The 13,901-nt window shown below is 67.1% G+C and carries 17 protein-coding genes; 8 read left to right on the top strand and 9 right to left on the bottom strand.

The window, feature by feature from the left end; genetic code table 11:
• Window positions 1-22 precede the first annotated feature (22 nt).
• Together dinG and KXJ60_RS15025 are read left to right on the top strand one after the other, a co-directional pair.
• A complete protein-coding gene (gene dinG / locus KXJ60_RS15030; protein WP_291129612.1) occupies window positions 23-2,347 on the top strand; it encodes an ATP-dependent DNA helicase DinG in 2,325 nt (774 codons plus the stop codon).
• A 32-nt stretch (window positions 2,348-2,379) separates the two neighbouring features.
• Entirely contained in the window at window positions 2,380-2,850 is a 471-nt protein-coding gene (locus KXJ60_RS15025) for a CopD family protein (RefSeq protein ID WP_291129609.1), read from the top strand.
• A 10-nt stretch (window positions 2,851-2,860) separates the two neighbouring features.
• Here KXJ60_RS15025 and KXJ60_RS15020 read toward each other — a convergent pair whose 3' ends face one another.
• From KXJ60_RS15020 to KXJ60_RS15010, 3 genes are all read right to left on the bottom strand, one after another.
• Window positions 2,861-3,907, bottom strand: a complete 1,047-nt coding sequence (locus tag KXJ60_RS15020) for a metal-dependent hydrolase (RefSeq protein WP_291129607.1) — start codon at window positions 3,905-3,907, stop codon at window positions 2,861-2,863.
• A 28-nt stretch (window positions 3,908-3,935) separates the two neighbouring features.
• Entirely contained in the window at window positions 3,936-4,565 is a 630-nt protein-coding gene (locus tag KXJ60_RS15015) for a protocatechuate 3,4-dioxygenase (RefSeq protein ID WP_291129604.1), read from the bottom strand.
• Between the two features lie 143 nt (window positions 4,566-4,708).
• Window positions 4,709-5,290 carry a DUF502 domain-containing protein gene (locus KXJ60_RS15010; RefSeq protein WP_291129602.1) on the bottom strand — a complete coding sequence of 194 codons (582 nt, stop codon included), beginning with the start codon at window positions 5,288-5,290 and terminating at the stop codon, window positions 4,709-4,711.
• Window positions 5,291-5,466: 176 nt separating this feature from the next.
• Here KXJ60_RS15010 and KXJ60_RS15005 point away from each other — a divergent pair, with 176 nt between their 5' ends.
• On the top strand, window positions 5,467-5,808 hold the full coding sequence (locus KXJ60_RS15005) for a hypothetical protein (RefSeq protein ID WP_291129599.1): 342 nt from the start codon (window positions 5,467-5,469) through the stop codon (window positions 5,806-5,808).
• Between the two features lie 4 nt (window positions 5,809-5,812).
• Here the strand turns inward: KXJ60_RS15005 and rsmI are convergent, their stop codons facing one another.
• Window positions 5,813-6,733: a 16S rRNA (cytidine(1402)-2'-O)-methyltransferase gene (rsmI, locus tag KXJ60_RS15000; protein ID WP_291129866.1), complete on the bottom strand. Its 921-nt coding sequence runs from the start codon at window positions 6,731-6,733 to the stop codon at window positions 5,813-5,815.
• Between rsmI and KXJ60_RS14995 the strand changes: the two genes are divergently transcribed.
• Genes KXJ60_RS14995 through KXJ60_RS14985 form a run of 3 tightly spaced genes read left to right on the top strand, consistent with a single transcriptional unit; the run spans window position 6,733 to window position 8,450 of the window.
• The gene (locus tag KXJ60_RS14995) at window positions 6,733-7,170 is read left to right on the top strand and encodes a YraN family protein (protein ID WP_291129596.1); all 438 of its coding nucleotides are present in this window, start codon (window positions 6,733-6,735) and stop codon (window positions 7,168-7,170) included. The genes rsmI and KXJ60_RS14995 overlap by 1 nt on opposite strands.
• 27 nt (window positions 7,171-7,197) lie before the next feature.
• Window positions 7,198-7,818 carry an SIS domain-containing protein gene (locus KXJ60_RS14990; protein ID WP_291129595.1) on the top strand — a complete coding sequence of 207 codons (621 nt, stop codon included), beginning with the start codon at window positions 7,198-7,200 and terminating at the stop codon, window positions 7,816-7,818.
• Window positions 7,815-8,450 carry a BON domain-containing protein gene (locus KXJ60_RS14985; RefSeq protein WP_291129593.1) on the top strand — a complete coding sequence of 212 codons (636 nt, stop codon included), beginning with the start codon at window positions 7,815-7,817 and terminating at the stop codon, window positions 8,448-8,450. The genes KXJ60_RS14990 and KXJ60_RS14985 overlap by 4 nt, the downstream gene beginning before the upstream one ends.
• Before the next feature lie 23 nt (window positions 8,451-8,473).
• Here the strand turns inward: KXJ60_RS14985 and KXJ60_RS14980 are convergent, their stop codons facing one another.
• The 3 genes from KXJ60_RS14980 to KXJ60_RS14970 all read right to left on the bottom strand — a co-directional run bounded on the left by KXJ60_RS14980 (window position 8,474) and on the right by KXJ60_RS14970 (window position 11,690).
• Window positions 8,474-9,376 (bottom strand): NAD(P)-dependent oxidoreductase, encoded by a 903-nt coding sequence (locus tag KXJ60_RS14980; RefSeq protein WP_291129584.1) that lies wholly within the window; start codon window positions 9,374-9,376, stop codon window positions 8,474-8,476.
• Window positions 9,377-9,481: 105 nt separating this feature from the next.
• Window positions 9,482-10,618 carry a PilT/PilU family type 4a pilus ATPase gene (locus KXJ60_RS14975; protein WP_291129581.1) on the bottom strand — a complete coding sequence of 379 codons (1,137 nt, stop codon included), beginning with the start codon at window positions 10,616-10,618 and terminating at the stop codon, window positions 9,482-9,484.
• Window positions 10,619-10,646: 28 nt separating this feature from the next.
• Complete coding sequence (locus tag KXJ60_RS14970; protein WP_291121788.1) at window positions 10,647-11,690, bottom strand: type IV pilus twitching motility protein PilT; 1,044 nt, start codon at window positions 11,688-11,690, stop codon at window positions 10,647-10,649.
• Between the two features lie 39 nt (window positions 11,691-11,729).
• Here KXJ60_RS14970 and KXJ60_RS14965 point away from each other — a divergent pair, with 39 nt between their 5' ends.
• Window positions 11,730-12,449, top strand: a complete 720-nt coding sequence (locus KXJ60_RS14965) for a YggS family pyridoxal phosphate-dependent enzyme (protein ID WP_291129578.1) — start codon at window positions 11,730-11,732, stop codon at window positions 12,447-12,449.
• On the opposite strand, the gene KXJ60_RS14960 is transcribed toward KXJ60_RS14965, so the two are convergent.
• On the bottom strand, window positions 12,433-12,981 hold the full coding sequence (locus KXJ60_RS14960) for a DUF3617 domain-containing protein (RefSeq protein WP_291129576.1): 549 nt from the start codon (window positions 12,979-12,981) through the stop codon (window positions 12,433-12,435). The two genes, KXJ60_RS14965 and KXJ60_RS14960, sit on opposite strands and share 17 nt — an antisense overlap.
• 69 nt (window positions 12,982-13,050) lie before the next feature.
• The gene (locus tag KXJ60_RS14955; RefSeq protein WP_291129573.1) at window positions 13,051-13,521 is read right to left on the bottom strand and encodes an Lrp/AsnC ligand binding domain-containing protein; all 471 of its coding nucleotides are present in this window, start codon (window positions 13,519-13,521) and stop codon (window positions 13,051-13,053) included.
• A gap of 104 nt (window positions 13,522-13,625) precedes the next feature.
• Between KXJ60_RS14955 and KXJ60_RS14950 the strand changes: the two genes are divergently transcribed.
• The coding region (locus tag KXJ60_RS14950) for a hypothetical protein (protein ID WP_291129571.1) at window positions 13,626-13,901 on the top strand (276 nt) is incomplete at its 3' end.

Genomic DNA, 13,901 nt, shown 5'->3' with positions numbered 1-13,901 from the left:
GCGCTTTGCCTTCGCGCTGCGCATGTCCTCCCCCCTTCTCGACGAACCCTCTGCCACCGACGCAGGCGCCGCACCGCCGGTGTCCGGCCCGCTGGCGCGCGAAGCCCTGGCGCTGGCGGCTTTCGACCATGTGGTGTCGCACGCGCCCGGCTACCGCGCGCGCGCAGGCCAGCGCGAGATGGCGGCCCACATCGCCCACACGCTCTCGGGCGTGACGCTGGGCGACGGTGCCGTGGCCAGCGACGCGGCGTTGCCCGCGCGCGGTATTGCGGTGGTGCAGGCCGGTACCGGCGTGGGCAAATCGGCGGCGTACGCGTCCACGGTGATTCCGCTGGCGCTGGCGCAACAAAAGCGCGTGATCATCAGCACCGCCACCGTGGCGCTGCAGGAGCAGCTGATCGCCAAAGACCTGCCGGCGCTGGCCAGCGCCTTGCCGGAGCCTTTCACGTTTGCACTCGCCAAAGGGCGCGGGCGCTATGTGTGCCGCCTCAAGCTCGACCAGCTCAGCGGTGGCGACGCGGCCAGCGCCGACCTGTTCGACGCCGACGACAGCGCCACCGACACCAGCGCAGCCGGCGTGGCCGCCCAGGCCGTGGCCACGGCGGCTGCGGCCGCGCGCTGGCAGGAGCGCGGCGTGCAGTACGCCCGCTGGGCCGAGGCGCTGGACGGCGGCACCTGGGACGGCGACCGCGACCGCCTCGACGAACCGCCCGAGGGCGGCCTGTGGGCGCCCGTGGCGGCCGAGCGCCACACCTGCACCGCGCGCCATTGCCCGAGCTACAACAGCTGCAGCTACTACCAGGCGCGCGCGCGGCTGGCCCAGGCCAAGGTGATCGTGGTCAACCATGACCTGCTGCTCTCCACGCTGGGCCTGCACGCGCTGCCCGCGCCGCAAGACTGCTACCTCGTGTTCGACGAGGCGCATCACCTCGGCTCGGTCGCACAAGGCCAGTTCACGGCGTCCATGGACCTCATGCGCAGCCAGTGGCTCGACAAGCTGCCGCGCGCGGTGGACGAGGTGGCCAGTGCGATCGAGTACCGGCCCACCATCGACGTGGCCTCGTTTGCCAAGGAACTCAAGAGCGCGCAGAGCGAGCTGGCCCGCCTGGCGATGCAGCGCATCGGCGCGCTGCCGGCGTGGGCGCAGCTCACCGGCGCTGAGCGCCCCGCTCACCGGCTGGTTGCACCCGAACGCCGTGCCGAGGGCGCACCCGTGGTGGAGCGCTTCGAGGGGGGTGTGTTGCCCGCCGACTGGCGCGAGGTGGTGACCCGCATGCACGCCCACGCCAGCAGCCTGCTCAAAGTGTTCGAGGCACTGGCCACGCAGCTCAAGGCCACCGCCCGCGAAAACCCCGGTGACGCCGCGCGCTGCGCCAAGCTCTACAGCCGCCTGGGTGCGCTCGCGCCGCGCCTGCAAAGCGCTCAGGAAACCGCGACCTACTGGATGCAGGACGCGGGCGAAGGCCGCCCGCCGCTGGCCAAGTGGCTGGAGGCGGGCGTGAGCCACGGGCTGGTCACGCTCACTGCGCACGCCTGCCCGCTGCAGCCCGGCAGCCTGCTGCGCAACCACCTGTGGAACCAGGTGCGCGCGGCGGTGGTCACCTCGGCCTCGCTGACCACCTGCGGCAGCTTCGATCACTTCCTGCACGAGTCGGGCCTGGCCTTCGATGGCGCGGTGGCCGCGCGCGAAGTGCAGAGCCCGTTTGACCACGCGCGCCAGGGCCGCCTGGTGGTGGTGCAGACCGCGGCCGACCCGAAAGACGTGGACGCCTACACCCGCGAGATGCTCGCCGCGCTGCTGGTCGACCTGCGCGAGGTGTCGCGCGGCGCGCTGGTGCTGTTCACCTCGCGCGCGCAGATGCGCCAGGCGCAGGCCTTGCTGGAGCGCGGTGAACACGGCGCCCTGCGCGAGCGCGTGCTGGTGCAGGGCGAAGCCTCGCGCACCGTGCTGCTGCGCCGCCACGCCGAGCGCGTGGCCGACGGCCAGCCCTCGGTGCTGTTTGGCCTGCAGTCGTTTGGCGAAGGGCTCGACCTGCCCGGTGAGCTGTGCGAATGGGTGTTCATCACCAAGCTGCCGTTTGCTTCGCCCAGCGACCCGGTGGGCCAGGCGCGCGCCGACTGGCTCAAGAGCCAGGGCCGCGATCCGTTCAGCGAACTGGTGGTGCCCGCCACGGGTGCCCGCCTGCTGCAATGGACCGGTCGCGCCCTGCGCACCGAGACCGACGAAGCGGTGGTCGTTTGTTACGATGCCCGGCTGCTGCGCCAGTCCTACGGCCGGCGCATGCTCAAGGGCTTGCCGCCCTACCGGCTGCAGCGCCGCGTCGACGGTGTGCTCACCGACGCCTGAAGTCCATTCCCCCACCCGAAAGCCACACGCCCATGATCTTCTCCGCCCTCAAACTCATTCACGTGCTGGCCGTCATCCTGTGGGTGGGCGGCATGGCGTTCGCGCACTTCTTCCTGCGCCCGTCGGTGCAGACGCTGGAAGCGCCGGTGCGCCTGCGGCTGCTGCACGCGGTGATGAAGCGCTTCTTCTCGGCGGTGTTGGTGGCGTCGCTGGTGGTGCTGGTCACCGGCCTGTGGATGATCGGCCGCGTGGCCAAGGAGACCGTGCAGGCCGGTCTCGCGTTCAACATGCCGCTGGACTGGACCATCATGGCCACGCTGGGCATCGTGATGATCGCCATCTTCGGCCATATCCGCTTCGCGCTGTTCAAGCGCTTCACGCGCACCCTGGAGGCGAGTGACTGGCCCGCTGCGAGCGCGGCGATGGCGTCGATCCGCACCTGGGTGTTCGTCAACCTGTGCATCGGCATCGCCATCATCGTCGTCACGCTGCTGATGGGCTGAGGCCCAGGTTTCAGGCGGGCGCCGCGCCCAGTCTCGGCGTGGCAGGTGGCACACCCGGGGGGGCCATGCGCTCACCCTGCAAACGGCGCCACAGCCACGGCAGGGCCTGGCGCAGGTCGGGCGACATCACGCTGCGCGTGGGTCGGTGGGCGCCACTGGCGCGCGCGGCGTCGGTGCCCAGGTCAAACCGGAAGGTGTAGGTGGGCTCCTGCCCCATGCGCAGGTCGGTCACGAACAGGCGGCCATCGGCGGCCGACACGCTGTAGAAGCCATGGGTGAACGCCGCCATGCGCGCGATGTAGGGGTCGTCGCGGTGTTTCTCGATCAGCTCGGCGCCGCGCGCGTGCACTGTCCAGACGATGCGCTTCGAGTCGTCCAGCAGCGAGTAGTGGCCCTCCAGATACTGTGTGGGCGTGGTGGCCACCAGCCGCCAGAGCAACGTGTTGAAAGGGGCGGGCGTGACCAGCAGCCCGTCGGGCGCCACGCCGTCTTGCTGCAATGAAGCGCGCGCGATCTGTGTCACGTGCTGCTGTGCTCCCACGCTCCAGACCAGGTAGAGCGTGCTGAGCACCAGGCCTGCGGTGTTCCACGCCAGACCGCGCGTGGACTTCAACCGCAACGCCGCGATCACGCCCACGATCAGCGGCACGGTGTAGGCCGGGTCGATGATGAAGACGCTGCCCACACCAAACGGGTGGTCGCTGAACGGTTGCAGCAGTTGCGTGCCGTACACCGTCATGGTGTCGAGCAGCGGGTGCGTGATGAGGGCGAGCCACAGCGCCAGCCACCATCGCTTGAACAAGGCGCTTTCGCCATGCAGGCGCGAAACGATCCAGGCCAGCACGGGGGCGGCCAGGGTGAGCACGAAGAGCGCGTGGCTTTCAGCCCGGTGGCGCGTCATGTTGAGGATGGCATCACCGTGGTCGATGAAGGCATCGAGGTCGGGCAGGGTGCCGGCCACGGCGCCCCAGAGCGCGGCTTTCCACGCGGCGGTGCGCCGCCCCATCACGGCCACGCCCACGGCCGAGCCCAGCGCAATTTGCGTCAATGAATCCATGGCGCGAGCTTAGCTGCAGTGCGCCGCGTCAGGCCTGCACTGCGATGGGAAACAGCGCCCGCAAACCATCGCTGCCGGGCGTGAACGGCACCGTGACGGCGGCGCGCGCCTGCTCGTCCAGCCGGCGCCAGATGCCGTCGCGCTCGTTGCCCGGATCGCCCGCCACATAGAGCTGTGTGGTGAGCAGCTCGCGGCGCTCCAGCCGCACCTTGACGTGAATGTGAGGCGTGCGGCCGGTGTAGGGCACGGGTTTGAGCGTGCGAAAGCGGTAGCGCCCGTCACGCCCCACGCTCACGCGTCCGAAGCCCTGAAACGCGGGGTCGGCCCGGTCGCCGTCGCCCGGGTGGTGGTAGTGGCCCTGGTGGTCGCACTGCCAGATTTCCACCACCGCGCCCGAGACCGGCACACCCGCCAGATCCGTGACCGTGCCCTCCACCCAGGCCGGCTGCCCCCGGCCATAGACCACCTGACCGTTTTTCAGCAAATCGGCGTCGCTGTCGGCCGGCAGTGTGACGGGGTAGAAAGGTCCTTCGGTCTGGCGCGGCGTGGGCCGCAGCGCCGGCCCCTGCGCCAAAGCCGGCGTGAGCCAGGCTGGCGCGGCGACGGCGACGGCGGCGGCACCGGCCAGAAGAAGGCGACGGCGAGGCAGAACAGGCATGAAACACTCCAGGCGACAGGGCCCTGTTGGAAGAGCATCCGGCGCGCAAGTTCCAGATCCAGAACACCGCGGAACCGGCTCCGCCGGGCCGCAGGTGTTGCCCCCCTCGGGGGGTGACGCCGCAGGCGGCGCAGGGGGGGGACCTACTTCGTCCCCATCCACGCCAGCAGCGACGCGCGCATGGCTTCTTCCACCGACATCTCGATGGGCGTGGTCCAGCTGCGCGGCACAAACACGGTGTAGCCGCCGATCATGTAACCCATGGGCAGGTACACCGCCACGTGATCGAGCTCGGCCAGCGCCGGAGGCAGGCCGGCCATGCTCTGGCGGGTCACCAGGCCGACGATGGTCATTTCGTTGCCCGGCATCTTCAGCATCACCACCTGCTGCTGCGCTTCGCCTTTGCTGGGCGAGAAGTAGTCGGCAAAACTCTTGAGGGAGGAGTAAATGCTCTTGACCACCGGCAGGTTGGTGAAGGGCAACTCCAGCCACGACAGCAAGCGCGCCGCGACCGGCTGCGAGATAAGGAAGCCCAACCCGAAGATCATGGCCGCGCCGATCACGATGCCCAGCCCGGGCAGGTAGTAATCCCCAATGAGCGGGCGGACGGCCCACATGGCGATGGACTCCAGCCAGGCGATGAACAGGTACAGCACGTAGACCGTGATCGCGACCGGCAGGAAGGTGATCAGGCCGCGGAAGAAGTACTGGTAAATCGGTTTCATGGGGCTCTGAAGGTTGCCGCAGGCCGGTCGCCTGCCATCTCGCGGGAGCATATCAGCCGGGTGCTTGCAAACGCCGACAATGGCCCCATCTGCCCGTTGCACGCCCGATGCCGGGCCGCACGTCTGGCGCTCGTGCCAGTTCCGGAACTCCACGGAGCCCGCGGGCTCTTTCATCCATGAACGCACTTTTCGATTTCTTTGGCCGCGTGCTGCGCGCTGTGCTCAGGCTGGTGCTGGCCGTGGCTGCGCTGGTGTTTGTGCTCAGCTTGCTCCTGGCTTCGCTGGTGGTGGTGTTGGGCCTCTCTCTCTGGGCTCTGGTGACCGGACGCAAGCCTGCGCCAGCGGTGGTGTTCAGCCGCTTTCGTCAGACCTCACAGCGCTACACGCAGGGCGTCTGGCCGGGCGCTGTGCGTCGGCCCATGGGCGATGTGGTGGATGTGGAAGCGACAGACGTGACCGACAAGCCGGCTCCCGCACCGCGCTCGGGTCCTGATCACATGGCGCGCGTCGTCCGCTGAGGTCTCACGCCTCGTCGTTGCCCTTGCGGCGGGCGAGCGCCGCGTCGTACAACGCATTGCGAGGCTGCCCACTGATCTCGGCGCACAGGCGCACCGCCGTTTTCAAAGGCAGTTCGGCCAGCAGAAGGTCCAGCGTGCGCAGGGCCGTGGCATCGAGCTCGCCCGCGCTCGTGGCGTCTGCCGAGAGCGGATGCACCATCAGCACGAACTCGCCGCGCGTGCGGTGGGCGCCGCCTTGCAGCCAGTCTGGAAGACCGTGCGCCGGGAGTTGCGCGACCTCTTCGAACTGTTTGGTGAGCTCGCGTCCCACGGTCACGGTGCGGGGCCCGAGCGAGGCCAGGTCCCTGGCCAAGGCTTCGATGCGGTGAGGCGCCTCCAGCAGCACGCAGGCCCGCGCATCGGCGCCGATCTGCTGCACCTCGCGCTGCCGCTCGGCCGCTTTGGGCGACAGGAATCCGTTGAAGACAAACTGCCCGCTCCAGCCCACATGGCCGGCCACGCTCAGCAGTGCCGTGATGCTGCTGGCGCCCGGAATGGGCACGCTGCGCAGGCCCGCGGCGGCAACGGCCGCCACCAGCCGCGCACCGGGGTCGCTCACACCGGGTGTGCCGGCGTCGCTCACATAGGCCACGCGCTGGCCCGCCTGCAGGCGTTGCACCACCGTCTGTGCGGCCTCGGTCTCGTTGTGCTCGTGCAGCGCGAGCAGCGGTTTGTGCAAACCGTACCCCTGCAGCAACCCGGCGGTGTGGCGGGTGTCTTCGCAGGCCACGGTGTCGGCGATCGAGAGCACGTGCAGTGCACGCAGCCCGATATCGGCCAGGTTGCCGATGGGCGTGGCGACCATGTAGAGGGCACCCTGCGGATAATGCTGATGCGTCGCCGCGTCACGGGCGGCCGCCAACAGGGATGGAGTGCTTGCAGACAATGTGGACATCCAGAAAACAGGGAGCGAGCGCCGCCAACGGTGCCGCAAGGCAGACCACCAAGGTCCGGGGCGATGCCGCAGAAGATGCGGCCCTGGCGCACCTCAGGCGCCATGGCCTGACGCTGGTCCATCGCAACTTCAAGACGCCGGGCCGGGGTGGCGGCGAGGTCGATTTGATTATGCGCGAGCCCGATGGCACGCTGGTCTTCGTCGAGGTGCGACAGCGCGCCAGTGCGAGCCGGGGTGGGGCCGGCGCGAGCATCACGGGCGTGAAGCAACGGCGCATCGTGTTTGCTGCGCGGCACTTTTTGCTGCGGCTGGGCTCAGAGCCTCCATGCCGATTCGATGTGGTGTTGCTCGAGGGAGCGTTGGACGCTCCCGATGGTCCGCGCATCGACTGGCTGCGCGCGGCCTTCGATGCATCTGGCGCATTTTGATACACCCCTCACCGCTATGATCGCCCCATGCTTCTGCAACGCATCCAGCAACAGTTCATCGACAGTGCCGACCTGAAGTACCAGTGCGCCCAATCGCTGGCACCGCAGGTCGAGTCGGCCATCAGCGCCGTGCTGGCCAGCGTCACGGGCGGTGGCAAGGTGCTGGCCTGTGGCAACGGTGCATCGGCTGCGGGTGCCCAGCACTTTGCGGCCAGCTTCGTGGGTCGCTACGAACGCGAGCGGCCCGAGCTCGCTGCCTTCTCCCTGTCTTCCGACGCGGCGGTGCTCACCGGCATCGCCAACGACTTCGATGCCCGCGCGGTGTTTGCCCGCCAGGTCCGCGCGCTGGGGCAGGCCGGCGACGTGTTGCTGGCCTTGTCGACCAGTGGCAACTCGGCCAACGTGCTCGCGGCCGTGGATGCGGCGCACGAACGTGAAATGACTGTGGTGGCGCTGACCGGCGCGCGCGGTGGTCGCCTGGCCATGCAGCTGCGCGACACCGACGTCCACCTGTGTGTGCCGCATGAATTGCCGGCGCGCATCCTCGAAGTGCATCACCTGGTGTTGCACTGCATTTGCGACGGTGTGGACGCCCAGTTGCTGGGCCTGCCCGATGAATCCAACACCCCTATGGAGAGTGCCCCATGACCCCTTCGAAAACAGCTTCCTTTCAACGCATCGCTGCCGCCACCCTCGCGGTGGCCGCACTGGGTGCCACGCTGAGCGCGTGTGCCCCACTGGTAGTGGGCGGCGCTGCGGTCACCGCACTGGTGGCGGTGGACCGGCGCACCTCCGGCGCCCAACTGGACGACCAGGGCATCGAGCTGCGCGCCAGCAACCGCATCAAGGACGAAATCGGCGATGCGCGCGCGCGCTTCTCGATTTCCAGTTACAACCGCCGCGTGTTGATCACGGGCGAGGCGTCCAACGAGGCCATCAAGACGCAGATCACGCAACTCGTCTCGGGTGTCGAGAATGTCCGGGAAGTCATCAATGAGCTGGGTGTGACCAGCAGCCCTTCGCTCAAGGAGCGCGCGAGCGACACGCTCATCACCGGCCGTGTGAAGGCGTCGCTGGTGGACGCCAAAGACCTGTCGGCCAGCGCCTTCAAGGTCGTGACCGAGCGGGGCGCCGTGTACCTCATGGGCCGTGTGACCCAGCGCGAAGCCGACCGCGCCACCGACATCGCCCGCAACACGCAGGGCGTGGCGCGCGTGGTGCGGGTGCTGGAGGTCATCAGCGAGCAGGAACTCGCCAACATCGCCACGCAGAAACAGTAAGTTGCTGCGTGCGCGGGGGGCGCCTACTTCAGGCGCTTGATGAGGCTTGAGGTGTCGAAGCGCTGGCCACCCATGGCCTGCACGTCGGCATAGAACTGGTCCACCAGTGCCGTCACCGGCAGCCGGGCGCCGTTGCGCTTGGCTTCATCGAGCACCAGGCCGAGGTCTTTGCGCATCCAGTCCACGGCAAAGCCGAAGTCGAACTTGTCGGCCACCATGGTTTTGCCACGGTTGTCGAGCTGCCAGCTCTGCGCAGCGCCCTTGCCGATGACATCCAGCACCTGGTTCATGTCCAGCCCGGCCTTCTGCCCGAAGGCGATCGCTTCTGACAAGCCCTGCACCAGACCAGCAATGCAGATCTGGTTGACCATCTTGGTGAGTTGACCTGCGCCGCTGGTGCCCATGAGCGTGAACGCGCGTGAAAACGCCACGCCCACCGGTTTGACGGCATTGAAGGCCGCGTCGTCGCCACCACACATCACGGTGAGCGCGCCGTTCTGCGCGCCCGCCTGACCGCCGGACACCGGCGCGTCAACGAAGGCGATGCCCAGCGCCTTGGCCGCGCCATAGAGCTCGCGCGCCACGTCCGCCGATGCAGTGGTGTGGTCCACGAACACCGCGCCTGGCGACATGCCGGCGAACGCGCCGTCAGCGCCCAGCGTGACCGAGCGCAGGTCGTCGTCGTTGCCCACGCAGGCGAACACGATCTCGGCGCCCTGCGCCGCTTCACGTGGTGTGGGTTTGTGCGCACCGCCAAACTCGGCAGCCCAGGCGGCCGCCTTGGCGGTGGAGCGGTTGTAGACCGTCACGGTGTGCCCGGCGCGCGCCAGATGGCCCGCCATGGGATAGCCCATGACACCCAGGCCAATGAAGGCCACTTTGCGGGCGGGAGTGGATTCGTAGGTGCGTTCGGCAATGCTGCTCATGAAGTGCTCTCTGTTGGGTGTTCAAGAATGCCGCAGAACTGGCTTTGCCAGGCCGCAGGCATTGCCCCCTGGGGGGTACGCGCCGCAGGCGCGGCGCGGGGGAAATCACATTATCGTGAGGTGCTCGGTGCCCGCAGCGAGGTCCAGTGACTTGGCGCGCTGGCTGTTGAGCTTGATCTGCAAGCGCAGATCGTTGAGCGAGTCGGCGTTGCGCAGCGCGTCTTCGAGCGTGATGAGGTTGGCCTCGAAGGCGTTGAACAGCGCCTGGTCGAAGGTCTGCATGCCCAGCTGGGTGCTCTTCTTCATGATCTCCTTGATCTCGGCGACATCGCCTTTGAAGATCAGGTCAGAGATCAGTGGCGAGTTCAGCATGATCTCCACCGCCGCGTGCCGGCCCTTGTTGTCCTGGCGTGGCACCAGCCGCTGGGACACCAGGGCGCGCAAGTTCAGCGAGAGGTCCATCAGCAGCTGGGCGCGACGTTCTTCCGGGAAGAAGTTGATGATGCGGTCCAGCGCCTGGTTGGCGCTGTTGGCGTGCAGCGTGGCCAGGCAGAGGTGGCCGGTCTCGGAGAACTGGATCGCATGCTCCATGGTCTCGCGGTCGCGGATCTCGCCCATCAGGATTACATCAGGCGCCTGTCGCAGCGTGTTCTTCAGTGCCGCTTCCCAGCTGTCGGTGTCCAGTCCCACTTCGCGCTGCGTCACCACACAGTTCTTGTGCGGGTGCACAAACTCCACCGGGTCTTCAATGGTGATGATGTGACCGTGCGTGTTCTCGTTGCGCCAGTCCACCATGGCCGCGAGCGAGGTGGACTTGCCCGAGCCCGTGGCACCCACCAGGATGCACAGGCCGCGCTTGGACAGCGCCACGTCCTTGAGCACCTGCGGCAGGCCCAGCTTGTCGATGGTGGGCAGCACGGCCGGGATGGTCCGCAACACCATGCCCACCTTGCCTTGCTGGATGAAGGCGCTCACGCGAAAGCGTCCGATGGCGGGCGGCGAGATGGCGAAGTTGCATTCCTTCGTGCGTTCGAACTCGGCGGCCTGCTTGTCGTTCATGATCGCGCGCGCCAGGGCCAGCGTGTGCGAGGCGTTCAGCGGCTGGGGCGACACCTTCACCACCGAGCCATCGACCTTGATCGCGGGCGGGAAATCCGCCGTGAGGAACAGGTCGCTGCCTGTGCGGCTGAGCATCAGGCGCAGCAGGTCGTTGATGAATTTGGATGCCTGGTCGCGTTCCATGTGTCCTGCCTCGATGGTCCTGTCGGGTTCAGCCGGGGAAGTTTTCGGGGATCTTCGCCTTGCCGCGCGCTTCTGCAGGGCTGATCACGTTGCGCTTGACCAGCTCGGAGAGGTTCTGGTCGAGCGTCTGCATGCCCACGCTGTTGCCGGTTTGGATCGCCGAATACATCTGCGCCACCTTGGCCTCCCGGATCAGGTTTCGGATCGCGCTGGTGCCCAGCATGATCTCGTGCGCCGCCACGCGGCCCGAGCCGTCCTTGGTCTTGCACAGCGTCTGCGAGATCACGGCCACCAGCGACTCGGACAACATGGCGCGCACCATGTCTTTTTCTTCGGCGGGGAACACGTCGATGATGCGGTCAATGGTTTTGGCCGCACTCGACGTGTGCAGCGTGCCGAACACCAGGTGGCCGGTTTCCGCCGCCGTCATGGCCAGGCGGATGGTTTCGAGGTCGCGCATTTCACCGACCAGAATCGCGTCCGGGTCTTCGCGCAACGCCGAGCGCAGGGCGTTGGAGAAGCTCAGCGTGTGCGGGCCAACCTCGCGCTGGTTCACCAGGCACTTCTTGGATTCGTGCACGAATTCCACCGGGTCTTCCACCGTGAGGATGTGGCCGTACTCGGTTTCGTTGAGGTGGTTGACCATGCCGGCGAGCGTGGTCGACTTGCCCGAGCCCGTGGGGCCGGTCACCAGCACGAGGCCGCGGGGCCGCAAGGCGAGGTCGCCGAAGATCTTGGGCGCGTTGAGCTGTTCCAGCGTGAGGATCTTGCTCGGGATGGTGCGGAACACCGCGCCAGCGCCGCGGTTGTGGTTGAACGCATTCACACGGAAACGCGCCAGGCCTTCGATTTCGAACGAGAAGTCGCACTCGAGAAACTCTTCGTACTGCTTGCGCTGGCTGTCGTTCATGATGTCGTACACCATGCCGTGGACCTGCTTGTGGTCCAGCGGTTCGACGTTGATGCGTCGCACATCACCATGCACCCGTATCATGGGTGGAAGACCGGCCGAGAGGTGAAGATCGGATGCTTTGTTCTTGACGCTGAAGGCGAGCAATTGGGTGATATCCATCCCGGGGTCCCGTGCGGTGTTGAGGTATGACGGCAGATTATGACGACCATTGAATGCAATCTCCAAGGGCTGAAGGCGCGCATTTCGAGTGCTTGTTCACGCGCAGGCCGCCATGAAGACGAGGTCGTTTTGCTCGCTGTTTCCAAGACCTTCGGACCAGATGCCGTTCGTCAGGCCTTGGCCGCCGGCCAGCGGTGTTTCGGCGAAAACTACGTGCAGGAAGGCGTCGAGAAAATTCTGGCGCTGCGCGATGCATCTGTTGCGTCGATGCCGATGGAATGGCACTGCATCGGCCCGCTGCAGAGCAACAAGACCCGGTTGGTCGCCGCGCACTTCGACTGGGTGCAGTCGGTGGACCGCTTGAAGATTGCCGAGCGCCTGAGCGAACAGCGCCCCGATCACCTGCCGCCTCTGCAGGTGTGCCTGCAGGTCAATGTGGACGGAGGTCTGACCAAGGCCGGCGTGACGCCCGACGCGCTGCCCGCGCTGGCCCAGGCGGTGGCGGGCCTGCCGAGGCTGAAGCTGCGTGGCCTGATGTGCATTCCCGAACCGGCCGAGGGCTTCGATGCCCAGCGCGCGGTGTTCGAGCAGGCCCGGGCCGTGTTCGATCGGCTCAACGCAGCAGGCTTTGCGCTGGACACCTTGTCCATGGGCATGAGCGACGACCTGGAGGCCGCCGTGGCCGCCGGCTCCACCATGGTGCGCGTGGGCCGAGCCGTGTTTGGCGGGCGCCCCGCCAAGCTCACTTCACCGGCTTGACCGAACCGCAGCTGGCGGCGAGCCACTTGCCCTGACCGTCCAGGGTGGTGGTTTGTGGCTTGCCCTGGTGCGTGCTGTTCATCACCATCTTCATGGTGTACGCGGTGTCGCCGCTGAAGGTGTAGGTGCCTTCGCCGGACGAAGGCGGGTTCTTGCAGACGAAGCTCATCTTCATGGCGCTGGCGCTGCGCGAAGTGATGCGGGTGGTGCAATCGCCTTCGTTCTGCATCGGCATCTCCTGCTTAGCGGCCATCTCCGGCGTGATGCACACCTTCATGGCCATGCCGCCACCAGCGCCCGCGGTGGGCATGCTCATGCCCTGTTTGGCGAGCATGTCTTCCATCTGCTTGCGTTGGGCGGGCGGCATGCTTGCCATCTGCTTCTGCATCTGGGCCATCGCCTGGTCCATCTCGGCATTGCCCCCCATCTTCTGGTTCATCTCCCACAGGCCCGGCTTGATGCTCTGGGCGTGGGCACCGAGGCTCAAGGTGAGACCGCCGAGCAGGAGGATGGTGTTGATGTGGGGTGGCATGGCGGCTCCTGATGGTGATGGGGCCATTGTGCGAAGCCGGAGGCGACTGTCAACGCAGGTGGCAATGCGTCACAACGGCAGCCGCGAACTGTTCTTCACTTCTTCCATCACCGCGTAGGTGCGCGTCTCGCGCACGCCGGGCAGTTGCCAGAGCACGCTGCCGGCGAAGTCGCGGTAGGCGGCCATGTCGGCCATGCGGGTCTTGAGCAGGTAGTCGAAGCCGCCGGCGACCATGTGGCATTCCATGATTTCGTCGCGCACCTGCACCGCCGCCTTGAACTCATTGAACACGTTGGGGGTGGTGCGGTCGAGCAGCACTTCGACGAAGACCATCATGCCGCGCCCCAGTTTCAGCGGATTGAGGCGCGCCTCGTAGCCCAGGATGTAGCCGTCGCGCTGCAGCCGCTGGGTGCGGGCGAGCACGGCGGTGGGCGAGAGGGCCACCGCTTCGGCGAGCTTGAGGTTGGTCAGTCGGCCATCGGCCTGCAGCAGCTGCAGGATCTTCAGGTCGATGCGGTCGGGTTCGGGGTTGTCCGGCATGGCCGAGGATTATCCAGTCATGGAATGGATATTTGGTGAAAAACTCGTTCGTTTTGGCGGCACGATGCGTGAATTCACCAACTTGATGCCGCCTGGAGTTCATCATGCCCCGCCCTCAGGACCGTTTGCCCTTCCCTTATCGCCCCGAAGCCGGGGTGCTTGCCCACCGGCTCCAGGCTTTGCAGGGGGCGCTCGACTGGATGGCCGCGGCGGCGCAAGCAGCGCCGTGGGTGCGCTCGGTGCGCGACAACCCGCCGCCGTTCTGGGCGATGGAGAGTCTGCTGAAGGAATACCCGATTTCCAGCGCCGAGGGCCTGGCCTTGATGCGGCTGGCCGAAGCCTTGCTGCGTGTGCCCGATGCCGAAACCGCCATTGCGCTC

The sequence above is a fragment of the Hydrogenophaga sp. genome, assembly GCF_019264445.1.
Classification (GTDB): Bacteria; Pseudomonadota; Gammaproteobacteria; order Burkholderiales; family Burkholderiaceae_C; genus Hydrogenophaga.
The sequence above is the reverse complement of the archived record's forward strand: the minus strand, read 5'-3'. Positions and strand labels throughout refer to the sequence as shown.